The sequence below is a fragment of the Aliiroseovarius sp. genome, from assembly GCF_965228805.1.
Taxonomy (GTDB): Bacteria; Pseudomonadota; Alphaproteobacteria; order Rhodobacterales; family Rhodobacteraceae; genus JASBTN01.
Genome location: NZ_CBDDIE010000003.1, coordinates 760,072 through 781,285 on the forward strand (window position 1 = coordinate 760,072; position 21,214 = coordinate 781,285).

A 21,214-nucleotide genomic window follows, 5' to 3' on the forward strand; every position below is an offset into this window, starting at 1 on the left:
CCTCCCCGGAGCGCCGTTCTAAAACAAAGCGACCGCCCAGTAGGACGGTCGCTTCGGGTCTCGTCAAAGGCTGCGTGACTTACGCCAGCTCCGCCTTCTTCTGCAGCGAGCGCACGCCGACGCGGCCGGTTTCGCGGCTCTTCATCGCGAAGGCGGCGGCGTGGGCGGCGGCGAGGGTGGTGAAGTAGGGGATCTTGTCCATCAGCGCGACGTTGCGCATGGAGCGCGAGTCGTTCACCGCCTGGGTGCCCTCGGTGGTGTTCATGACCAGGGCCACTTCGCCATCCTTCATCACGTCGACGATGGTGCGGCCGCCCTCGTAGGCCTTGTTCACGCCCTCGGACGCGATGCCGTTGTCGGACAGGAAGGCGGCGGTGCCGCTGGTGGCAAGGATGGAGAAGCCCAGCTCGGTCAGCGCGCGGGCGGTTTCGACCAGCTTGACGGTCTTGTCGTCATCCTTGATCGACAGGAACACCTTGCCCTCGGTCGGGAGCTCGGCACCGGCGCCCATCTGGGCCTTGAGGAAGGCGCGGTGGAAGTCGCTATCGGACCCCATGACCTCGCCGGTCGAGCGCATTTCCGGGCCAAGCAGCGTGTCGACGCCCGGGAAACGGGCAAACGGCAGCACGGCTTCCTTGACCGCGAAACCGTCGATCTGCGGGTCGACGAGGTCGAAGTTGGTCAGCGGCTCACCGGCCATGACGCGGGCGGCGATGGAGGCGATCGGGCTGTTCACGGCCTTGGCGACGAAGGGCACGGTGCGCGAGGCGCGGGGGTTCACTTCGATCAGGTAGATCTCGTCATCCTTCACCGCGAACTGCACGTTCATCAGGCCCACGACATTGAGCGCGATGGCCAGCGCGTGGGCCTGGCGCTTGATCTCGTCGATCAGCTCGTCGGACAGCGAATAGGGCGGCAGCGAGCAGGCGCTGTCGCCGGAGTGCACGCCGGCCTCTTCGATATGCTGCATGATGCCGGCGATATGCACGTTTTCACCGTCGCAGAGCGCGTCGACGTCCAGTTCGACGGCGCCGGACAGGTAGCTGTCGAGCAGAACCGGGCTGTCGCCCGACACGACCACGGCCTCGGCAATGTAGCGTTCCAGCTGGGCCATGTCGCGCACGATCTCCATCGCGCGGCCGCCCAGGACGTAGGACGGGCGGATGACCAGCGGGAAGCCGATTTCCCCGGCGATCTCAAGGGCTTGGGCATCGGTGGAGGCGATGCCGTTCTTCGGCTGCTTCAGCTCCAGCTCGTTCACCAGCGCCTGGAACCGCTCGCGGTCCTCGGCCAGGTCGATGGCGTCCGGGGTGGTGCCCAGGATCGGGATGCCCTCGGCCTCCAGCGCGTTGGCGAGTTTCAGCGGGGTCTGGCCGCCGAACTGCACGATGACGCCGTGCAGGGTGCCGTTTTCCTGTTCCACGCGCAGGATTTCCATCACGTGTTCGAAGGTCAGCGGCTCGAAATACAGGCGGTCGGAGGTGTCATAGTCGGTCGACACGGTCTCCGGGTTGCAGTTGACCATGATGGTTTCATAGCCCGCGTCGGTCAGCGCGAAACAGGCGTGACAGCAGCAGTAGTCGAACTCGATGCCCTGGCCGATGCGGTTCGGGCCACCGCCGAGGATGACGACCTTCTTGCGGTCGGACGGGCGCGCCTCGCATTCGACCTCGCCCATCATCGGGGCTTCGTAGGTCGAGTACATGTAGGGCGTCTGCGCTTCGAATTCGGCGGCGCAGGTGTCGATGCGCTTGAACACCGCGTTCACGCCGACGGCGCGGCGGGCCTTGCGGACCTCGGTTTCCGACTGGCCGGTCAGAATGGCCAGACGGGCGTCGGTAAAGCCCAGCATCTTCAGCGCGCGCAGGCCCTTTTCGTCGGTCGGCAGGCCGTTGGCCTTCACGGCTTCCTCGGCGTCCACGATTTCGCGGATACGGTCCAGGAACCAGGGGTCGAAGCTGGTGATCGCGAAGATCTCGTCATTGGTCAGCCCGTGGCGCATCGCCTGGGCGATGGTGCGCAGACGGTCGGGCGTCTGTTTCGAGATCGCGTTGATCACGGCGGCCTTTTCGGGCGCGCCTTCGATTTCCACCTCGTCGAACCCGGTCAGGCCGGATTCCATCGAGGCCAGCGCCTTCTGCATCGATTCGTGAATGGTGCGGCCGATCGACATGGCCTCGCCCACGGATTTCATCGCGGTGGTGAGGTAGGGTTCCGAGCCGGGGAATTTCTCGAACGCGAATTTCGGAATTTTCGTTACGACATAGTCGATGGTCGGCTCGAAGCTGGCCGGGGTCACCTTGGTGATGTCGTTGTCCAGTTCATCGAGCGTGTAGCCGACGGCCAGTTTCGCGGCGATCTTGGCGATCGGGAAGCCGGTGGCCTTGGAGGCCAGCGCCGAGGAGCGCGACACGCGCGGGTTCATCTCGATCACGACCATGCGGCCGTCTTCCGGGTTCACCGCCCATTGCACGTTGGAGCCGCCGGTCTCCACCCCGATTTCGCGCAGCACGTTGATCGAGTGGGTGCGCATCAGCTGGTATTCCTTGTCGGTCAGCGTCAGCGCGGGGGCGACGGTGATCGAGTCACCGGTGTGCACGCCCATCGGATCCACGTTTTCGATCGAGCAGACGATGATGGCGTTGTCGGCGGTGTCGCGCACCACCTCCATCTCGTATTCCTTCCAGCCCAGAAGGCTTTCGTCGATCAGGATCTGGTTGACGGGGCTGGCATCGAGGCCCGTGCGGCAGAAATGTTCATATTCTTCGCGGTTGTAGGCCACGCCGCCGCCGGTGCCGCCCAGGGTAAAGGCGGGGCGGATGATGGCGGGCAGGCCCACTTCATCAAGCGCCGCCAGGCATTCGTCCATGTTGTTGGCGATGGTGGCCTTGGGGTTTTCGATGCCCAGACGGTCCATCGCCTCGCGGAAGAGCTTGCGGTCCTCGGCCATTTCGATGGCGTCGCGCTTGGCGCCGATCAGCTCGACATTGTGTTCGGCCAGAACGCCCAGGTCATCGAGCTCGAGCGCGGTGTTGAGGCCCGTTTGACCGCCCATGGTCGGCAGCAGCGCGTCGGGCTTTTCGATCTCGATGATCTTGGCGACCATCTCGGCGGTAATGGGTTCGATATAGGTGGCGTCGGCCAGGCCCGGGTCGGTCATGATCGTCGCCGGGTTGGAGTTCACCAGGATGACGCGGTAGCCTTCCTCGCGCAGCGCCTTGCAGGCCTGGGCGCCGGAATAGTCGAATTCGCAGGCCTGGCCAATGATGATGGGCCCTGCGCCGATGATCATGATGGAGTTGATATCGGTTCTTTTCGGCATGGCTCTCGTCCCCCGGGTTGCGAGTCAGTGGCGCGGCGGCGCCCAAATTGTCCTGCGTTATAGGCACCGCGCAGAAAGGTGCAAGGGGGATCGGAAAGGCGACGTCAAATGCCGCATTTCCCCTGTCTCCCCGCTGCTGGCGGGAGTATAGGGGATTCCTCAGACAAACGGGGTGAGTTGTGCGCCTTTTCTTCGATCAGGGCCCCTTGGGGGGCGGGACATGGTTCGACCGGCCCGAACGGGTCGTGCGGGCGGTGACGCCTGGGGAAGTGCCGGGCGCGCTGGCCGCTTTGGATCAGGCGCGGTCGGACGGGTTCTGGGTCGCGGGTTATGCCAGTTACGAGCTGGGCTATGCGCTGGAGCCGAAGCTTTCCCATCTGATGCCGGAAGCACGGCGTCTGCCCTTGCTGCAATTCGGCCTGTTCCGCGCGCCGTGCCAGGGGGAGGTCGCGCCTGCCCCGGTCGGGCTGTCGCCGCCGCGCCCAACCTGGAGCGAAGAGCAGTACAAAGCGGCCTTCGAGGTGGTGCATGAGTTCATCGGGGCCGGCGACATTTATCAGGCGAACCTGACCTTTCCCATGCAGCTGGACCTGCGCGGCGGGGCCGAGGCGCTGCACGGGGCGCTGGCGCAGGGGCAGCCGGTCGGCCATGGGGCGCTGGTGCTGCAGGAGGGGCTGCCCGATATCGTCAGCCGCTCGCCGGAGCTGTTCTTTCGCACCTCGGCGGATGGTGTGATCGAGACGCGGCCGATGAAGGGTACGCAGCCGCGCGCCGACGATCCGGTGGAAGACGCCGCGCGGCGGGACTTCCTTACAACGGATGAAAAGAACCTGGCCGAGAACCTGATGATCGTCGACCTGCTGCGCAATGACATCAGCCGGGTGGCTGAACCCGGGTCGGTGCATGTGCCGGAGCTGTTTGCGGTAGAAAGCTATGCAACCGTGCATCAGATGACCTCGCTTGTGCGGGCGAAGCTGCGGGATGGGGCCGGGTTGGCCGAGATTTTCTCCGCGCTCTTTCCTTGCGGGTCGATCACCGGCGCGCCGAAGATCCGGGCGATGGAAATCCTGAACGACCTGGAGCCCGATCCGCGTGAGATCTATTGCGGCACGATCGGCTGGGCCGCGCCGGACGGGGCGTCGAGCTTCAACGTGGCCATTCGCACGCTGATGGTCGAAGATGGCCGCGCGGTGATGAACGTGGGCGGCGGGGTCGTCTGGGACAGCACCGCCGCATCGGAATACGAGGAAGCCCTGTGGAAAGCACGCTTTGCCCGCCGGATGACCCCGGCTTCGCCCTGATCGAGACCTTCGGGTATCACCCCGGGGAAGGGTTTCGGCGGCTCGATCGGCATCTTGCGCGTATGGCGTATTCGGCGCAGGCGTTCGGGATTGCCTTTGACGGAGCGGCGGCGCGTGGGGCACTGGTGGATGTCGACGGGGAGGCGCAGCGTTGCCGACTGACGCTGGACCCGGACGGCCGGTTCGGGTTGACCACCGCGCCTTTGGGGGCGGCACCGCGGGATTGGGTGTTGGGATTGGCCGAAGCCCAGCTGGACCCCGGTGACGATTTCCTGCGCCACAAGACCACCCGCCGCACGCTCTATGACCAGGCACGGGCCACGCTGCCCGACGGGGTGGACGAGCTGGTGTTCCTCAATACGCGCGGAGAGATCTGCGAGGGCACGATTACCTCTGTCTTTGCCGAAGTTGACGGGGAGTGGCTGACCCCTCCCATCACCTCGGGCCTGTTGCCGGGCGTCTTGCGTGCGGAGCTGTTGGATGCGGGCCAGGTCCGCGAGGCGGTTCTGACCCCGGACATGCCGTTCACGCGGGTCGCTGTTGGAAATTCGTTACGTGGGTGGATTAGGGCCTCTTGGATGGATTAGGGGCCGCCGGGCGGATCGGGTGAAGGATTGGCAATGACCAGACAGGTTCTGTGGTTCGAGTTTCTGCTGCTTTTCGTGCTGGCGCCCGTCGCCATCGCTGCCCTGCTGCCCGCCACGGCGATGTTTCCGGCGCTGTTTGCCGTGACCCTGGTGGGCATCGTCCTTTTGCAATTCACCCGCGCCTTTCACTGGCGCGAGCTGCGGGCGGGGCCGGTCAACACGCGACAGGTGGTTCTGTTCGGCGCGGGCATGGTGGTCCTTTGCCTGGGGTTGATGGTGCTGACCGCACCCGGACAGCTGTTCAATATCCTGCGGGAACGCCCGCTGATGATGCTGGCAATCGCGCTGTTCTACCCGGTGGTCTCGGCGCTGCCGCAGGAGCTGGTCTTTCGCCCGCTGTTCTTTCGCCGCTACGGCCCGATCCTGCCGGATGGACGGGCCGCGCTCTTCTCGCTGGCGCATCTGATGTATTGGAGCTGGATCGTCGCCGCGATGACCTTCGCGGGCGGGCTGATCTTTGCCCATGCCTATGAGGTGCGTCGCAGTTTCCCGATGGCGGTGGCGCTGCATTCCATCGCGGGCGTGGTGATCTTCGCCACCGGCATGGGGATCTATTTCTATTCGGGCAACGTTACCCGGCCATTCTGACCTCGGGCACATTGTCGACCCGGTAGAGATACTCCCGCGTCATCGGCACCGCACCCGCATGCCTGGCCAGCTGGAACTGGAACACCCCCAGACCCAACTCGCGTTTGCTGACCTCGGCGGCGGAAAGATAGTAACGCCACATGCGGCAGAATTCCTCGTCATAAAGCGCGCGTATCTGGTCGAGGTTCTCTTCGAACCGGGCGCGCCATTCGGCCAGGGTGCGTTCGTAGTGGCCGCGCCAGACCTCGACATCGCAGGCCACCAGCCCGGCACGCTCAACCTCGGTCATGACCTCGGACATGGCGGGGATATAGCCGCCCGGAAAGATGTATTTGTGGATGAAGGGGCTGGTCCGCCCGGGCGGCGTGGCGCGACCGATCGTATGCACAAGCGCGATGCCATCCGCGCTCAGACAGTCATGCAACTGTTCCATGAAGGCGCCGTATTGCGGCTGGCCGACATGTTCCATCATGCCCACGACGACAATGCGGTCGAACTGTTCACGCAGGTCGCGGTAGTCCATCAGGCGAAAGTCGATCCGGTCGGCCACACCCGCCGCCTCGGCCCGCGCCCGGGCATAGTCCAGCTGTACCTCGGACAGGGTCACGGCGGTCACATGCACCCCGTGATCGCGGGCCAGGCTGAGCGCGGTGCCGCCCCAGCCGCACCCAACATCCAGCACCCGCATGCCAGGCCGAAGCCGCAGCTTGGCGGCGATATGCGCCTTCTTGGCCGCCTGGGCCTGTTCCAGGCTCATCCCCGGGTCGGCGAAATAGGCACAGGTGTATTGCAGGTCGTCACACAGGAACAGCTCATACAGCCGGGTCGACAGGTCATAGTGATGCGCCACATTGCGCCGCGCCACATGCAGCGGGCTGCGCTGCGCCAACCGCCGAAGCCCCGTCCGCGCACCCGATGCCGCCGCCGCCCAGCGCCCGCGCCCATGCGCCCGCGAATTGCGCGCGGCCAGGGTCAGAAATCCCATCAGATCATCCTGTGCGACGGTCAACCCGCCTTCCAGATAGCCTTCGCCCAGAGCCAGCTCGGGCGTCATAACCAAGCGTCGCGGCAGATGCGGGTCCAGCACGGACACGGCCACCGACGGCCCCGGCGCACCGCCATAACGACTGACCCGCCCGTCGGGCCAGGTCACCGTCAGCTGCCCCATACGAAAGACATTCCGCAACACGCGGTCCAGAAGCGTAATCCACATTTTTTTCGTATCCACTAACGCAATGCTGCCAGATTAGCGGAAAAATCACTGGTGACAAGCTGACCAACCGGTCAGGATTTCGCTATTGCCTTGACTTTGTCCGCCAAGGCGGGTGTATCGGCGCGTGACTTCTTTTACCCCCAATCGGGAGCCGACCATGCACGCCTTTCGCAGCCATACCTGCGCCGATCTGAACAAATCCAACGTGGGCGAAACCGTTCGCCTGTCGGGCTGGGTCCACCGTGTTCGTGACCACGGCGGCATCCTGTTCATCGACCTGCGCGACCATTACGGCATTACCCAGGTGCTGTGCGACCCGGACAGCCCGGTGTTTGCCGAGATGGAAAAGGTGCGTTCGGAATGGTGCATCCGCATCGACGGCAATGTGAAGGCGCGTGACCCGGAGCTGGTCAACGACAAGATCCCGACCGGCGAGGTCGAGGTTTTCGTGCGTGACCTGGAGGTGCTGGGCGCCGCCGGTGAACTGCCGCTGATGGTGTTCGGCGACCAGGAATACCCGGAAGAAACCCGCCTGAAATACCGCTTCCTGGACCTGCGCCGCGAGGTCATGCAGGAGAACATGAAGCTGCGCTCGGACGTGGTCATGTCGATGCGCAAGCGCATGTGGGATCAGGGCTTCCGCGAGTACCAGACGCCGATCATCACGGCATCGAGCCCCGAAGGCGCGCGTGACTTCCTGGTGCCCTCGCGGCTTCATCCCGGCAAGTTCTACGCCCTGCCCCAGGCCCCGCAGCAGTTCAAACAGCTGATGATGGTCGCAGGCTTCGACAAGTATTTCCAGATTGCGCCGTGCTTCCGTGACGAAGACCCGCGCGCGGACCGCTCGCCGACCGACTTCTACCAGCTCGACATGGAGATGAGCTTTGTCACCCAGCAGGACGTGTTCGACACGATCCAACCGGTGCTGCGCGGCGTCTTCGAAGAGTTCGGCGGCGGCCGCAAGGTGGACCAGGAGTGGGAGCAGATCTCCTACGCCGACAGCGCGCTGTGGTATGGCACCGACAAGCCCGACCTGCGCAACCCGATCAAGATGCAGGTGGTGTCGGAGCACTTCCGCGGCTCGGGCTTTGCCATCTTCGCCAAACTGCTGGAGCAGGACGGCACCGAAGTGCGCGCCATCCCCGCCCCCGGTGGCGGCGGGCGCAAGTTCTGCGACCGGATGAACAAGTTTGCCCAGGGCGAGGGCCTGCCGGGCATGGGTTACATCTTCTGGCGCGAAAAGACCGCCGATGCGGTGGCGCAGGAGCTGGGCATTACCGTCAAGGAGGCCCAGGCCAAGCTGAAATCCGGCGAGGTCGAAGGTGGCATGGAAGCCGCCGGCCCGCTGGCCAAGAACATCGGCCCCCAGCGCACCGAAGCCATTCGTCAGCAACTGGGCCTGGGCCTGGGTGACGCGGCCTTCTTCCTGGGCGGCAAGCCCAAGGCGTTTGAAGGTGTCGCGGGCCGCGCCCGGACCGTCATCGGCAACGAACTCGGCCTGACCGACCAGGACCGGTTCGCCTTTGCCTGGATCGTCGATTTCCCGATCTTCCAGAAGGACGAGGAAACCGGCGAGGTCGATTTCGACCACAACCCGTTCTCGATGCCCCAGGGCGGCATGGACATCCTGGAGACCGACCCGCTGTCGGCCACCGGGTTCCAGTATGACCTGGCCTGCAACGGCTATGAGCTGGTCTCGGGCGCGATCCGGAACCACAAGCCGGAGATCATGTTCAAGGCCTTCGAAATCGCCGGCTACGGCGAAGACGAGGTGAAGAAGCGCTTTGGCGGCATGGTCAACGCCTTCCAATACGGCGCCCCGCCGCACGGTGGCTGTGCTGCCGGTGTCGACCGCATCGTCATGCTGCTGGCCGATCAGGAAAACATCCGCGAAGTCATGATGTTCCCGATGAACCAGCGCGCCGAAGACCTGATGATGAACGCCCCCAGCGAGCCGCTGAACGAACAGCTGCGCGAGCTCAACCTGCGCGTCATTCCGCAGGAATAAGCAAACCTCGCGATTTTCGCGACGGAAACGGGCGCCTTCCGCGTATCATGGGTGTGATTTGCATCCGATGCGTGGGAGGCGCCTTTGCGTTTCGACCCAGACATTGCGGCGATACGTTTCGGCACCGGGCTTGGGCCGGGCGCGCAGTTGGTGGATGGACCCGGCGCGCTGCTGGCAAGCGTCGCGACGGAGGGTGCGAGCCCCCACCGGATCCCCGGGTTCGACAGTCAATTGGATGATCTGCGCACGGCCCGCCGGTTGCGGCACGACAAGCAGGAGGGCAAGGCGGGCGCTGACGAGGCCCTGCGCGCCCATCGGCGTCAGATGGGCGAACGCGGGCTGACCTGGTTCGCCGCACGCCTGGCTCGCCACGTGGCCGCCCCGGTGGGGTTTGCCGAACGGTTGGAGCTGTTCTGGGCCGATCATTTCACCGTGGTCGGCAAACGCGCCGATGCCCGGGCGCTGGGGGCGACCTTTACTCAGGATGCCATTCGCCCGCACCTGACCGGGCGCTTTGCCGACATGCTGCGCGCGGCCGTGGAACACCCCATGATGCTGGCCTACCTGGATCAGTTCGCCTCGGTCGGGGAAGGCAGCCGCGCCGCCGAACGCTCGGGCCGTGGGCTGAACGAGAACCTGGCGCGCGAGATCCTGGAGCTGCATACGCTGGGCGTCGGCGGGGCATATGACCAGCGCGACGTGCGGGAACTGGCCAAGCTCCTGGCGGGCTATGCGTTCAGCAAGGAGATGCAGGTGGTCTATCGTCCCGGGCGTGGCACGCCGGGGGCCGAGGTCATCCTGGGCAGGCGCTATGGCGGGGCCAAACCGCGGATCGAGGACGTGCATGCGGCGCTGGAGGACATCGCCGCCCATCCCGACACCGCCCGCCACCTGGCACGCAAACTGGCAGTGCATTTCATCAGCGATACCCCGGATGAAGGCCTGGTGGCGCATCTGGCGGCGCGCTATCGCGACTCCGACGGCGATCTGACAGCCGTTTATGCTGCGCTGTTGGAGCACCCCGCCGCCTGGGCCCCGCGCGCGCGAAAGGCACGCCAACCGATCGAGTTCATCTCGGCCAGTCTGCGCGCGCTGGGGGTGGCTCCGGACGAAATCGCGGGGGCGGACCCCAAGCAGATACGCCAAGGCGCACTGCAGCCAATGGCGCTGATGGGGCAGCGGTGGGAGCAGCCCGCCGGGCCGGATGGCTGGCCCGAACAGCCCAGCTATTGGATCACCCCTCAGGGGTTGGCGGCGCGGCTGCAATGGGCGATGACCGTGCCCGCGCTGCTGCGCCCCGCCCTGCCCGACCCGCGCGATCTGGCCCGCCAGGCGCTGGGATCACGCCTGGATGCGGAGACGAAATTTGCCGCCCGCGCGGCACAGACGAAATGGGAAGGCGTCGGGCTGGTCCTGGCCTCCCCCGCCTTCCAGATGCGTTGAGGAGGAGGAGGCCGGCATGACCCTGACCCGCCGCAAGATGTTGACGACGATGGGCTGCTGCCTGGCCGCCAGCCCGCTGGTCACGCCCGTAACACTCGCCGCAGCCCCCGGGGACAATCGCCTGGTGGTGATCATCCTGCGCGGTGCAATGGACGGGCTGGATGTGTTGCGCCCGGTGGGCGATCCTGGTTTCGCGGCGCTGCGCCCGGATCTGGACGCAGATACCCTGCCGCTGGACGGGTTCTTCGGCCTGCATCCGACGCTCGTCGATCTGATGCCTCTGTGGCAGGCGGGGGAGCTGGGCGCGGTGCATGCGACCTCGACCCCCTATCGGGACAAGCGCAGCCATTTCGACGGGCAGGACCTGCTGGAGGCCGGGATCGCGCCGGATGGGCGCATTCGCGATGGCTGGCTGAACCGGGTTTTGGCGTTGCTGCCGGGCGCAACATCGCGCACCGGATTTGCTGTCGGCCAGGGCGAGATGCTGGTCATGCACGGCGAGGCCCCGGTGTCGTCATGGTCACCGGGCTCCGGCCTGCTTCTGACCCCGCAGGCCCAGCGTCTCTTGGGGCGCATGTATCACGACCACCCGCTGTTCAATGCCGCACTGGACGAGGCGATCATGCTGACCGACGGCGCCCTGCCCGCCGATGGCCTGGTGGAGCAGGCGGATATGATGGGCAGCATGGAGGCGTCAATGCGTGCCTCTGGGCGGGGCATCGGCGCGCGGAAGCTGGCGGCTTTCGCAGCCGAGCAGCTGCGGGGCGACAGTCGCATTGCCGCCTTTTCGCTGACGGGGTGGGACACGCATAACAACCAGGCAGGCGCTATCCAAGCCCCGCTGAAGGCGTTGGCGGGCGCGCTTTTGACCCTGCGCGAGGGGTTGGGGCCGCTGTGGGAGCGGACAGCCGTGATGGCGATGACGGAGTTCGGGCGCACGGCGCGGCAGAACGGGTCGCGCGGGACCGATCACGGCACCGGCGGTGCGATGATCCTGGCAGGCGGTGCGGTTCGGGGCGGTCAGGTGCACGGGGACTGGCCGGGCTTGGGCGAAGCGGAACTTTACGACCGGCGCGACCTGTTGCCGACAAGTGATATCCGCGCCCATGCGGGCACGGTGCTGTCGGGCCTGTTCGGCCTGTCCCAGGCAGAGCTGGAAACCCGGGTGTTTCCGGGCATCGACCTGTCGGAAGGGGCGCGACTGTTGCGCTGATCCAGGGGGATCAGGCGCTGCCGGTCGGGTTGACCTCGATGCTTTCCATCCGGTCCGAGGTGTCCTCGGTAATGCTGTCGACATTGTCGGTAATGGTCATCACGACCGCAAGGGCCATCATCACGGAGCCCGCCAGCAAGACGGTCCAGTCAATCACCGCATTGCCATCCTGTTCCGCCAAAAATCGCTTGAGCGTCGAAATCGAGATCATCAAGACACCTCCCAAAGTTACGTTACACATACGTCCCGCACAAATTCTGCGGGCTTGGGGTCAGTCTTGAGCGTGATTGGGGCGAAATTGCGCAGGCAGTGGGGAAAACGCGGGGAAATCCGGTGGAGCCTGCGCCACATGTGCGGGGCGATTCGCGCGCCCCGCAGAGGGGTCAGATCGAGGCGCGGCGATCCAGCCGTTCCTGCACGATACCCGCAACCCGCGCGACATCGGAACCGGTGCCCCGCCCCTTCGCGCGGGAATTGGCGAGGCTCACGGCAGCCGCTTCCAGGCTATCGTCATGAGCGCACATGGCCACGCCCGACAGGAACTGTGCAATGTAGTCCAGCGTCTGCCCGTCGGGGGCTTCGCTGATCACTTCGGCGATATGGGTCAGGTCATCCTGATAGGCCAGCATATCCGGGTGAACCACCTCACTGGGCAGTTTGCGCGGACCGGTCGGCCCCTCGCCTGCGGGTAGATGCGCCAGTACGGATTGCTGGAATTGTGCCAGACTCTCCAATGGCTTGGGCAGGAAGCCATCGGCACCGGCCTCCAGCGCCAGCGCCTCACCATCCATATCACCGCTGATCCCCAGCAGCACCGGCACACGGGGCTGGGCGCTGGAAAGTTCATGGATCAGATCGGCACCGGAGCCGTCCGGCAGGCCCATGTCCACGATGATGATCGAGGGGCGGTAGACCGCCAGATGGCGGTGCGCGGCGGCCAGGCTGTCGGCCCGCCTGATCCGGGCGCCGGAGCGCAAACACAGAAGGCGGATCGCCTCGCTTGCAAAACGGCTGTCTTCGACCACCAGCACGGTCATGCCCTGGAGCGGCCTATCGGCGGTGGGCGGACGGCTCAGGACATAGCGTTCAAGATCATCGCTCATGTCATGTCTCCTTTCTGCCAAAGGAGTGAACATGCATTTACCTAATACGGCGTTAACGCCGCCTGCGGGCCATTCAACGGGTTTTCAACGTAGGGTCACGGCTTGCCCCAGGGGCACCCACGCGGCATAAGCGGGCCAACGGAGAAAGAGGAGACAGAAGATGATCGGACGCCTGAACCACGTGGCCATTGCCGTGCCGGACCTGGAGGCCGCCTCCGCCCAATATGCGGGCACCCTGGGGGCCGATGTGGGCGCGCCGCAGGACGAACCCGATCACGGCGTCACCGTCGTCTTCATCACCCTGCCCAACACCAAGATCGAGCTGCTCTACCCGCTGGGCGACAACAGCCCGATTGCCGGGTTCCTGGAAAAGAACCCCTCGGGCGGCATTCACCACATCTGTTACGAGGTCGAGGACATCCTGGCCGCGCGTGACAAGCTGAAGGCGGAAGGCGCCCGGGTGCTGGGCACCGGCGAGCCCAAGATCGGCGCCCATGGCAAGCCGGTCCTGTTCCTGCATCCGAAGGATTTCAACGGCACCCTGGTCGAGCTGGAGCAGGTCTGAGCCATGTCCATCACCGCCGCCATCGTGCTTTATGCCGTGATCTGGTTCATGACCATGTTCGTGACCCTGCCGGTGCGCCTGCGCACCCAGGGCGACGAGGGCGAGGTGGTGCCGGGGACCCACGCGGGCGCCCCGGCCAATTTCCGTGTGAAACGCACGATGCTGATCGTCACGGGGATCGCGACGGTCTTGTGGATCATCATTGCGGGCATCATCCTGTCGGGCTGGATCACGGTCGAGGACCTGGACTGGTTTAATCGCTACGAGGCGCCTGCCGAGCCGCTCTGACAGGCCAGCCCTGGGGCCGAGGCCACCCGGGCCATGCGCAGCAGGTCCGGGTCGTCAGGCTTGACCGGCGGCCTCGAACCTTTCCAGATCGCTCAGCATGCGCGCCAGCCGCCCCTGCAACCAGCGGTCAAAGGCAGTGCGCGAATAGGTCCGCAGCCGGATCAGGGTCTGATCCCATCCGCCATCCACCGCATAGACCCGGAAGACGCCCGCGCTGTTGCGGCCGATCACCACATTCTTGGCAGTCAGATCGTTGACCACGTAGTGGTGCTCCAGAAGATCATCGACCAACTCGTGGATCAGCTCCTTGACCTGCGGCGACAGCCCGTTCCGGGTAACGTAATCGCGCAGGCTGGGGCCAGGCCGCCCTGTTCATCCGAGATTTTCTCGGACATCAGGCCAACCCCCAGGTTGGTCTTCACGAAGCCCTTGAGCACCGGCAGGAAGGGCGGCAGATCGCCACGTTGGGAGACATAGGCGAAATAGGCTTCATACTCGCGGTATTCGTTGCGCAGGGGGCCGAACCGACGGTTCAGGGGGCGCACGTAGCGTTTCAGCCAGGGCATGTTGTTGGGCTTGGCGATCTTGATGATCACGTCATCCCGATCCGGGTGAAGATAGACCCGGCGCGTATTGCCTTCGGCAAGGTACTCCGATTCGATCAGATTGATGGTCTGGGTCTTGCACATGTCGGGCCGTCGTCGCTTCATGTCACTTCGGGAGCTGCCCGGGCTGCAGAACAAACCGTTGCATTGGCAGCAATCCACTGGCCCCGCCCACGTCGGGAGGGGGCCAGCGCGCGTTGCCTGTTCCCGGGCTTAGGACTTGGCGTTCAGGCGGTGGAACATATGGGTAAAGGTGGCCGCACCAATCACCGGGATCAGCAGGTTCAGAAGCGGCACCGCCAGGGGCACCGCCATGAGCGTGCCTGCCAGCCAGATCTGCCCGGAATGGCGTGCGCGCAGGCGGTTGGCGCCTTCGCGGCCCAGGCGGCGGATGGCGGCCATCTGGAAGTATTCACGCCCCAGAAGATACCCGTTCACCGCCCAGAACAGCATCGGTGCCAAGGGCCCCACGAAGAAGAACAGCACAAGTGCGATCAGGTTCACGCCGACCACCACACCGAAAAATCCGATGCTGTCGCGGATCGTCTCGCCCAGGGGGACCGAGCCTATGGGGGGAAGCTGGGGGTAGTGCATATCCTCAACCGCGGCGGCGACGTCGTCGAGGAAGATGCCGGTAAAGGCCGCCGCCACCGGCACCATCAGCACGACCGACAGGACCAGCATCAAGACGACCATCAGCCAGCTGGCGACGGTGTCGATGCCGCCGACCTCGCCCACCCAAGGCAGCGAGAACGTGTCGGGCACCAACCAGCCAGCCAGCCAGAACAGGCCCACGGTCACGGCAGCAAGCAGCCCGATGGTCAGGCCAAGACCCAGAAGCAGCACGCGGCGAAAACGTGCATCGCCCATCTGGCCCAGCGCGGTGAAGAAATCGCCCAGCATCAGTCGGCCACCCAGCTGGTTTTCGCGTCCAGATCCGGGCGGGGGCGTTCGGGCGGGGCGCAGGTCTCGGTGCCGATATGGATGAAACCGGCGACGCTTTCGTGCTCGGCCAAGCCCAGGGCTTCGGTGACAAAGGTGCGGTCATGGCTGGGCCAGCCAGACAGCCAGTTCGCCCCCCAACCGGCCGCCAGAGCGGCATTCAGCAGCGCCAGACAGGCAGCACCAGCCGAATACACCTGTTCGATCTGCGGCACTTTCTCGCTGTCCACAGGGGCCGAGATCACGGCGACCGCCAGGTCCGCATCGGCAAACTGGGAATGCGCCTTGGCCACCTTGTCCTCGGGAATGCCCAGCGCCTCGGCACGCGGACCAACCAGACCGGCCAGACGGGTCAGCGCGGCTTTCTCAAGCACGATGAAACGCCAGGGTTCCAGTTTGCCGTGATCCGGCGTGCGCGCGGCGGCCTCAAGCAGCGGCATCAACTCGTCCCGTGAAGGTGCCGGGGCGGTCAGGGTCTTGGCAGGGCGCGAGCGCCGGGTCAGCAGGAAATCGAGTGCGGCTTGATTGGGTGCGGGCATGGGGTCCTCCGAATGTCCGCTTTCATGTCGGACCTGAACCGGCCCACGTCAACCGGACAGGCCGAAAAACTCCACCAGCTCGCCGAGATAGCCGGAATAGATCCCCTGCATGCGGGTGGAGGGCTGGCGGGCGGCAAAGGTCTCGGCCAGGGGATCGGGGGCGGTGATCGGCGACCCGGACATTTCCTCCAACACCGCATGGCCGCAGAAGGGCACACAGACTTCGGAGTAGCCGCCCTCATGGGTCATCATCACGCGGCCCTTGCAGATCTCGGCGGCCAAATCCAGGGTCATGCGGGTCATCTGGCGGAAGGTGTCGGCGGTGGCCAACATGCGGCTCAGCGGGTCCAGCGCGACGGCGTCATAGCCGCAGGCCACCACGATGACCTCGGGCTCGAAGGCGCGCACGGCGGGGATCACCAACCGCTCCATCGCTTCGATATAGGTCGCATGGCCCGCGCCGGGGGGCAGCGGGATGTTCATGTTCGCGCCCTCGCCCGCGCCTTCGCCGCGCTGCTCCGCCTCGCCGGTGTCGAGCGGATAGTTGCGGTCCTGGTGGAGAGAAATGGTCAGCGTGTCAGGATCGGAAAGAAAGACCGCCTCGGTCCCGTTGCCGTGATGCACGTCCCAGTCGATGACGGCGACCCGGCGCACCAGATCGGCCGCGCGGCCGGCCCGAATGGCGATGGCGAGGTTGGCGAGCAGGCAGAAGCCGTTCGGGAAATCCGGCAGACAGTGGTGACCGGGCGGGCGCGAGAGCGCGTAAGCGTTGGTCAGATCGCCACGCAGCACCGCATCGAGCGCGGCGACGGAAAGCCCCGCGGACAGTGCCGCGATCTCATAACCGCCCTGGCCGAAGGGGGTGCGCAGGCCCAGCTCGCCACCGCCATTGTCGGACGCCGCCTTGAAGTCGCTGAGATAGGTCGCGGGATGCACCAGGGCGAGGGTTTCCAGCGAGGCGACCGGGGCGGTCAGCATGTCCAGCTCTCCCGACAGGCCGGTCACATCCATCAGGTTCTTCAACCGCCGCTTGGTCTCGGGGTTTTCCGGCAGCCCACCGGCCGCGAGCGGCTGTACCAACCCGCCCACCGGCACCGTGCCTGCGTAATTGCCGCCGGAATGCCAGAAGCATTTCTCGTCCCAGAAAAATCCTGTGGTCATACGCACCTCCCCCTAAGGGGAACAGTGTCGCGCCTTGCCCCGGAAAGCGCAATCGCGGATGGTGGCGGGCATGAAGAAAGGATCGCTTGCCCACCTGGCCCAACCGGGCGCCGAAATCGCCTTGCGCGTCACGCCGAAAGCGTCGCGCAATCTGGTCGAGGACGGGCCTGACGGGCTGCGGGTGCTGGTCACCACGGTGCCGGAAGGCGGCAAGGCCAATCAGGCGGTGGTGAAACTGCTGGCTCAGGCGCTGGGGGTGGCGAAAACCCGGCTGGTGCTGGTGCGGGGCGCGACCAGTCGGGACAAGGTGTTCCGAGTGGAGTAAGGTCCCGCGGCCCCGTGCGAAGCACGGCCACCGCCCCGCAGGTGAAAACTATTTAATAGTTTTCCATCAGTCGGATTGGCCGCCCTGCCCACCCTCTTCCGATATCTCGCCCGGACGCGCACGTTGGTAGATCCCCTCGGGCAGGTCCAGCGCCACGGCGAGGTCCTTCAGCTGGCTGATTGAAAGGGTGATCTTGTGCACCCGATCCTCCTGCGGTTCCCATTGTTCGATGGTCACGCAGTCGTCGAAGGCGTTGATCACCACATCCTCGCGCAGGAACTCGCGGCGCTCGTCGACCAGGGTGACCACGGTGGCGTCAAAATCGTGTTCGATGGTAAACATATCGTCAGCCTAGCGGGGCAGTTGGCCTCTGGAAAGCCCGAAGAAGCGCGCCTATGGTCAGGGCATTGTCAGTCGGAGGTTTCCCATGCACCGCCTTGCCGTTGCGCTGATCGGCCTGATCCTGGCCGCCTGTACGCCCGAGACCCAGGGTGGAGGTGGGCAGCTGGCCCCGCAGGAGACGCGTTTCAGCCCGGAGGTGGCGATGCGCATGTTCCCGGGCGATGCCTCGATCGCGCGTTATGCCACCATCGCCGCGCGCATGGAACCGGTGATTGAACGCGAGTGCCGCGCCCGCGCCCCGCGCAGCAAATGCGACTACCAGATCTTCGTGGAAACCCACCCCGAAGCGCCGGCAAACGCCTATCAGGGCGAGAACCGGCGCGGCCAGCCAACCATTGCCTTTACCCGCAAACTCCTGGCCGAACTGCGCAACGATCACGAGATCGCCTTCATCATGGGGCACGAGGCCGCCCATCACATTCGCGGCCATCTGCCGGTCAAGACCGAGGCGCTGATCGCGGGTTGGATCGCGGGCGAAGTGGCCGCCCATGTGGCCGGTGCGAGCGAAGAAGAAACCCAACAGGCCGCCGCCTTGGGCGGGCTCATTGCGATCAGCGGCTTTTCCAAGGAGTTCGAGCTGGAGGCCGACGCCCTGGGCGCGGTGATCACTGAAATCGCGGGCTATGATGCCATCACCGGGTCGCAATATTTCCGGCGCATGCGCGATCCGGGGCACAAGTACCTGGGCACCCACCCGCCCAACGCCCAGCGCCTGCAGACCGTGCGCCGTGCCGTGGCGGGTATGTAGCGCCCCTGTGCCACTTGACCGGGATCAAGGCGGAGCCCCCTGATTCGACGTTTTCTTGAGAAAACCAGAGGGGGACCGCCGCCATGCCGCTGAAATCCGGATATGACCATCACGCCAACCTTGTCGACCGCATGGCCGACACCCTGGGCCTGGACCTGCGCCGCGAGATGGAGCGCGCCCGGCTCACCTTCCAGCAGCTCGACGGCGCGGTGGTGCGCTGCATGGACTGCCCCGACCCCGAGGGCTGCGAGCTGTGGATGGAGCAGCGTAATGACGGCGCCACCCACGCGCCGGGCATCTGCCGCAACAAGGCGCTCTTGGAAAACCTGCGGGAGTACGGCTGAGGCGGGGGCGCTTGCCCTGCCTCCGGCGCCAGCGGCGAACATCCCCGGGCTTTGACCCGCAGGTCGTGAACTGACCCAACGCCCAAGACGTGGAAAACGTGCAGCGAGCGATGAGTGACGGCTTTGAGCCCATTTTGCCGAATGCCGCATGCGTCATGAATGTCAGCTTGCTGGATCTTTCCCGCTGATAGTGCTGCTGATGAGCACTGCCCCGGCTAGATCAACCCTCTGTCAGGAAACGCTCCTTCCAGTTCGCTGCCGCCTTGCAGGTCCGCCGCAAACCGCGTAAACACTTCCCGCATTGGTTGTTTTGTGGATTTATGAACACGCATTTTTCTCAGCAGGACCGGCAGGGCCGCCTGTCGACCGTGCTTGGCGCGGACAGTCTGGTGCTGCTGCGCATGGATGGCAGCGAGGAGCTGTCAGGGGATTTTGAATGGCGCGTTGAGGCGCTGGCGGCCGAGGACGGGCTGGATCTGACCGCTCTTCTGGGTACGCATGCAACGGTGGAGATTAATCATGGGCAGGGAACCCGCGCCTTTGACGGGACCGTCTGCGAGGCCCGCCAGCGCGGCGCGTTTGAGAACGGGTTCCGCTATGATCTGCTGCTGCGTCCTTGGCTGCATGTGGCGGGCCTTAGGCGCAACATTCGGATTTTCCACAGCAAAACCGTGATTGAAATCGTTCAGGAAGTGCTCAGCGCCTATGCAGGCCTCGGACATCCGCATCTGGAGGTGCAGGTCTCTGACGATTATCCGGTGCTGGAATACACCGTGCAATACGGCGAGTCTGACGCGGATTTTGTGCGCCGCCAGCTGGAGCGCCACGGCATCACCTGGTCCTGGCGGCATGAGGCGGGTTCACACACGATGCTGCTGAGCGATGCGGCCTTCAGCCTGCCGCAGGTGCCGGGCCTGTCTCGGCCCTATTACGGTGTCGCGGGCTATCACCGCCACGAAGAGGAGCATTTCCGCAGCTGGTCCCCGTCGCAGCGCATCACAACCGGAGCGGTGCGGCTGACCGAGTACAACTTCAAGATTCCCAATGCCGCGCAGGAGACCGAGCAACTCAGCGAGGCCGCCCACCCCAGCAGCGATATCGAGAGCTACGACTGGCCCGGCGACTACCTGACCCAGGGCGAGGGGCGCGGCGTGGCGGACCGGCGCCTGGAGGAAGAGCGCGGCCAGGCTCTGCGCCACCACGCTGAGGGCGACGCGGTGTCCCTGGGTGCGGGCTGGCGGGTGACTTTGGCAGGCGATGATGTGCCGGGCGCGACGGGTGAGACATTCGTTTGCCTCAAGGCCAGCCACCGCTTCCGGGCACAGGCCTATGGCTCGGGTGATGGGGGCGGCGATGAGGCGCCTTATGACGGCGCTTACGTGCTGCTGCCGGAAGCCGCTCCCTTTCGCCCCGAGCGCCGCACCACCGGCTCGCGTGTGCAGGGGCCGGAGACAGCCGTAGTGGTGGGCGACGGCGAGATCGATTGCGACGAACACGGCCGCATTCTGGTGCGCTTCCACTGGGACTGCGAAAAGGCGCATACCATGCGGGTGCGCGTGAGCCAGAACTGGGCGAGCCAAGGCTGGGGTGGCATGGTCATCCCCCGCATCGGCATGGAAGTCATCGTCGAACACCTGCGGGGAGATCCGGACAAACCCATTGTCACCGGCTGTGTCTATAACGGTAAAAACAAACCGCCATATGAGCTGCCAAAGTATAAGACACGGTCGACCTTCAAAACCGATACACACAAAGGGCGCGGGTTCAATGAACTGCGGTTTGAGGATGAAAAGGGGCGAGAAGAAATATTCGTGCATGCCCAGAAAGACCGGAACGAAAAAATCCTGCACAATCACACAGAACGTATCGACAACAACTGGGTACAAAGTGTGGGCCACAACCGCGCTGCGGAGGTCGAAAATAACAGCGATGATGTTGTAGGTGGCAATATGACGCTGAGTATTGGCCGGAGCTACCTAGACGACATTGTGCCTCACGCGATTGAAGATCATTGGCAAGGCATCCCAGCGGCTGGCGTGAATTACGGTGAACGCGGGCGTGCTGAGCGCGGGGAAGGTAATTATGCGCTTCGCGTTGAAGGGTCCAGCAGTTCAATGATTGATCGCAACGTGTTGTTCTCGGTTGGTGGGCGTTGGGATCAACAAATGTCGAAAGACATGTCTCTTGATGTAGGTACACATCTCGACGTTGCTGTGGCCAAGAACCATACCGAAAGCGCTGGCTCTAAGCGCGTCATCCAGGCGGCAAGGAAGCTAGAATTAATTTGTGGAAAGGCACGCATCACGCTGCATGCTGACGGACGTGTCCAAATGAGCGGGATCACGCTAAACCAGTCCTTCAAAGATCGGATCACAATTTTCACTAAGGCCATGGCAACAAAGGCGAAAGCGACTTTTGAGGTTTTGTCTAGTCGCATAGATTTAAATTGAGGACGAT

Annotated in this window: 20 protein-coding genes and 1 pseudogene; 12 read left to right on the forward strand and 9 right to left on the reverse strand. The window is 64.7% G+C overall.

Going from position 1 to position 21,214, the window contains the following annotated elements; all coding sequences use genetic code 11:
• Positions 1-79: 79 nt before the first annotated feature.
• A complete protein-coding gene (gene carB / locus ACO07D_RS04890) occupies positions 80-3,322 on the reverse strand; it encodes a carbamoyl-phosphate synthase large subunit (RefSeq protein ID WP_421701836.1) in 3,243 nt (1,080 codons plus the stop codon).
• A 179-nt stretch (positions 3,323-3,501) separates the two neighbouring features.
• Between carB and ACO07D_RS04895 the strand changes: the two genes are divergently transcribed.
• Genes ACO07D_RS04895 through ACO07D_RS04905 form a run of 3 tightly spaced genes read left to right on the forward strand, consistent with a single transcriptional unit; the run spans position 3,502 to position 5,858 of the window.
• Entirely contained in the window at positions 3,502-4,623 is a 1,122-nt protein-coding gene (locus ACO07D_RS04895; protein WP_421701837.1) for an aminodeoxychorismate synthase component I, read from the forward strand.
• Complete coding sequence (locus ACO07D_RS04900; protein WP_421701838.1) at positions 4,578-5,210, forward strand: aminotransferase class IV family protein; 633 nt, start codon at positions 4,578-4,580, stop codon at positions 5,208-5,210. The genes ACO07D_RS04895 and ACO07D_RS04900 overlap by 46 nt, the downstream gene beginning before the upstream one ends.
• Before the next feature lie 33 nt (positions 5,211-5,243).
• Positions 5,244-5,858 (forward strand): CPBP family intramembrane glutamic endopeptidase, encoded by a 615-nt coding sequence (locus tag ACO07D_RS04905; RefSeq protein ID WP_421701839.1) that lies wholly within the window; start codon positions 5,244-5,246, stop codon positions 5,856-5,858.
• On the opposite strand, the gene ACO07D_RS04910 is transcribed toward ACO07D_RS04905, so the two are convergent.
• Positions 5,842-7,071 carry a class I SAM-dependent methyltransferase gene (locus ACO07D_RS04910; RefSeq protein WP_421701840.1) on the reverse strand — a complete coding sequence of 410 codons (1,230 nt, stop codon included), beginning with the start codon at positions 7,069-7,071 and terminating at the stop codon, positions 5,842-5,844. The two genes, ACO07D_RS04905 and ACO07D_RS04910, sit on opposite strands and share 17 nt — an antisense overlap.
• A gap of 157 nt (positions 7,072-7,228) precedes the next feature.
• On the opposite strand from ACO07D_RS04910, the gene aspS reads away from it, so the two are divergent.
• From aspS to ACO07D_RS04925, 3 genes are all read left to right on the forward strand, one after another.
• Positions 7,229-9,079 carry an aspartate--tRNA ligase gene (aspS, locus tag ACO07D_RS04915; RefSeq protein ID WP_421701841.1) on the forward strand — a complete coding sequence of 617 codons (1,851 nt, stop codon included), beginning with the start codon at positions 7,229-7,231 and terminating at the stop codon, positions 9,077-9,079.
• Between the two features lie 84 nt (positions 9,080-9,163).
• On the forward strand, positions 9,164-10,522 hold the full coding sequence (locus ACO07D_RS04920) for a DUF1800 domain-containing protein (RefSeq protein WP_421701842.1): 1,359 nt from the start codon (positions 9,164-9,166) through the stop codon (positions 10,520-10,522).
• Between the two features lie 16 nt (positions 10,523-10,538).
• A complete protein-coding gene (locus tag ACO07D_RS04925) occupies positions 10,539-11,735 on the forward strand; it encodes a DUF1501 domain-containing protein (protein ID WP_421701843.1) in 1,197 nt (398 codons plus the stop codon).
• Positions 11,736-11,745: 10 nt separating this feature from the next.
• Here ACO07D_RS04925 and ACO07D_RS04930 read toward each other — a convergent pair whose 3' ends face one another.
• Together ACO07D_RS04930 and ACO07D_RS04935 are read right to left on the reverse strand one after the other, a co-directional pair.
• Positions 11,746-11,946: a hypothetical protein gene (locus tag ACO07D_RS04930; RefSeq protein WP_421701844.1), complete on the reverse strand. Its 201-nt coding sequence runs from the start codon at positions 11,944-11,946 to the stop codon at positions 11,746-11,748.
• A gap of 172 nt (positions 11,947-12,118) precedes the next feature.
• The gene (locus ACO07D_RS04935) at positions 12,119-12,838 is read right to left on the reverse strand and encodes a response regulator (RefSeq protein WP_421701845.1); all 720 of its coding nucleotides are present in this window, start codon (positions 12,836-12,838) and stop codon (positions 12,119-12,121) included.
• A 160-nt stretch (positions 12,839-12,998) separates the two neighbouring features.
• Here ACO07D_RS04935 and mce point away from each other — a divergent pair, with 160 nt between their 5' ends.
• Both mce and ACO07D_RS04945 read left to right on the forward strand, forming a co-directional pair.
• Entirely contained in the window at positions 12,999-13,403 is a 405-nt protein-coding gene (gene mce / locus ACO07D_RS04940) for a methylmalonyl-CoA epimerase (RefSeq protein WP_421701846.1), read from the forward strand.
• A gap of 3 nt (positions 13,404-13,406) precedes the next feature.
• Entirely contained in the window at positions 13,407-13,691 is a 285-nt protein-coding gene (locus ACO07D_RS04945) for a DUF1467 family protein (protein ID WP_421701847.1), read from the forward strand.
• Positions 13,692-13,745: 54 nt separating this feature from the next.
• Here the strand turns inward: ACO07D_RS04945 and ACO07D_RS04950 are convergent.
• The 4 genes and pseudogenes from ACO07D_RS04950 to ACO07D_RS04965 all read right to left on the reverse strand — a co-directional run bounded on the left by ACO07D_RS04950 (position 13,746) and on the right by ACO07D_RS04965 (position 16,938).
• A pseudogene (locus ACO07D_RS04950) lies at positions 13,746-14,401 on the reverse strand (YrbL family protein).
• 108 nt (positions 14,402-14,509) lie between these two features.
• A complete protein-coding gene (locus tag ACO07D_RS04955; RefSeq protein ID WP_421701848.1) occupies positions 14,510-15,199 on the reverse strand; it encodes an EI24 domain-containing protein in 690 nt (229 codons plus the stop codon).
• Positions 15,199-15,777, reverse strand: a complete 579-nt coding sequence (locus ACO07D_RS04960) for a nitroreductase family protein (RefSeq protein WP_421701849.1) — start codon at positions 15,775-15,777, stop codon at positions 15,199-15,201. The genes ACO07D_RS04955 and ACO07D_RS04960 overlap by 1 nt, the downstream gene beginning before the upstream one ends.
• 48 nt (positions 15,778-15,825) lie before the next feature.
• Positions 15,826-16,938, reverse strand: a complete 1,113-nt coding sequence (locus ACO07D_RS04965) for a class II histone deacetylase (protein ID WP_421701850.1) — start codon at positions 16,936-16,938, stop codon at positions 15,826-15,828.
• 70 nt (positions 16,939-17,008) lie between these two features.
• On the opposite strand from ACO07D_RS04965, the gene ACO07D_RS04970 reads away from it, so the two are divergent.
• Positions 17,009-17,263 carry a DUF167 domain-containing protein gene (locus ACO07D_RS04970; protein WP_421701851.1) on the forward strand — a complete coding sequence of 85 codons (255 nt, stop codon included), beginning with the start codon at positions 17,009-17,011 and terminating at the stop codon, positions 17,261-17,263.
• 66 nt (positions 17,264-17,329) lie between these two features.
• Here the strand turns inward: ACO07D_RS04970 and ACO07D_RS04975 are convergent, their stop codons facing one another.
• Positions 17,330-17,605, reverse strand: coding sequence for a hypothetical protein (locus tag ACO07D_RS04975; RefSeq protein ID WP_421701852.1), 276 nt, complete (start codon positions 17,603-17,605; stop codon positions 17,330-17,332).
• An 85-nt stretch (positions 17,606-17,690) separates the two neighbouring features.
• Between ACO07D_RS04975 and ACO07D_RS04980 the strand changes: the two genes are divergently transcribed.
• From ACO07D_RS04980 to ACO07D_RS04990, 3 genes are all read left to right on the forward strand, one after another.
• Positions 17,691-18,413 (forward strand): M48 family metalloprotease, encoded by a 723-nt coding sequence (locus ACO07D_RS04980; RefSeq protein ID WP_421701853.1) that lies wholly within the window; start codon positions 17,691-17,693, stop codon positions 18,411-18,413.
• 83 nt (positions 18,414-18,496) lie between these two features.
• Positions 18,497-18,757, forward strand: a complete 261-nt coding sequence (locus ACO07D_RS04985; RefSeq protein WP_421701854.1) for a DUF6455 family protein — start codon at positions 18,497-18,499, stop codon at positions 18,755-18,757.
• Positions 18,758-19,020: 263 nt separating this feature from the next.
• Positions 19,021-21,207: a type VI secretion system Vgr family protein gene (locus ACO07D_RS04990; protein ID WP_421701855.1), complete on the forward strand. Its 2,187-nt coding sequence runs from the start codon at positions 19,021-19,023 to the stop codon at positions 21,205-21,207.
• Positions 21,208-21,214 lie beyond the last annotated feature (7 nt).

Bases quoted from the DNA above. Each gene is read 5' to 3' on its own strand.
- ACO07D_RS04965 (WP_421701850.1), bottom strand. From the start codon at position 16,938: ATGACCACAGGATTTTTCTGGGACGAGAAATGCTTCTGGCATTCCGGC.
- ACO07D_RS04930 (WP_421701844.1), bottom strand. From the start codon at position 11,946: ATGATCTCGATTTCGACGCTCAAGCGATTTTTGGCGGAACAGGATGGC.
- ACO07D_RS04985 (WP_421701854.1), top strand. From the start codon at position 18,497: ATGCCGCTGAAATCCGGATATGACCATCACGCCAACCTTGTCGACCGC.
- ACO07D_RS04945 (WP_421701847.1), top strand. From the start codon at position 13,407: ATGTCCATCACCGCCGCCATCGTGCTTTATGCCGTGATCTGGTTCATG.
- ACO07D_RS04970 (WP_421701851.1), top strand. From the start codon at position 17,009: ATGAAGAAAGGATCGCTTGCCCACCTGGCCCAACCGGGCGCCGAAATC.
- ACO07D_RS04980 (WP_421701853.1), top strand. From the start codon at position 17,691: ATGCACCGCCTTGCCGTTGCGCTGATCGGCCTGATCCTGGCCGCCTGT.
- ACO07D_RS04955 (WP_421701848.1), bottom strand. From the start codon at position 15,199: ATGCTGGGCGATTTCTTCACCGCGCTGGGCCAGATGGGCGATGCACGT.
- carB (WP_421701836.1), bottom strand. From the start codon at position 3,322: ATGCCGAAAAGAACCGATATCAACTCCATCATGATCATCGGCGCAGGG.
- ACO07D_RS04905 (WP_421701839.1), top strand. From the start codon at position 5,244: ATGACCAGACAGGTTCTGTGGTTCGAGTTTCTGCTGCTTTTCGTGCTG.
- ACO07D_RS04960 (WP_421701849.1), bottom strand. From the start codon at position 15,777: ATGCCCGCACCCAATCAAGCCGCACTCGATTTCCTGCTGACCCGGCGC.
- mce (WP_421701846.1), top strand. From the start codon at position 12,999: ATGATCGGACGCCTGAACCACGTGGCCATTGCCGTGCCGGACCTGGAG.
- ACO07D_RS04910 (WP_421701840.1), bottom strand. From the start codon at position 7,071: ATGTGGATTACGCTTCTGGACCGCGTGTTGCGGAATGTCTTTCGTATG.
- ACO07D_RS04975 (WP_421701852.1), bottom strand. From the start codon at position 17,605: ATGTTTACCATCGAACACGATTTTGACGCCACCGTGGTCACCCTGGTC.
- aspS (WP_421701841.1), top strand. From the start codon at position 7,229: ATGCACGCCTTTCGCAGCCATACCTGCGCCGATCTGAACAAATCCAAC.
- ACO07D_RS04935 (WP_421701845.1), bottom strand. From the start codon at position 12,838: ATGAGCGATGATCTTGAACGCTATGTCCTGAGCCGTCCGCCCACCGCC.
- ACO07D_RS04925 (WP_421701843.1), top strand. From the start codon at position 10,539: ATGACCCTGACCCGCCGCAAGATGTTGACGACGATGGGCTGCTGCCTG.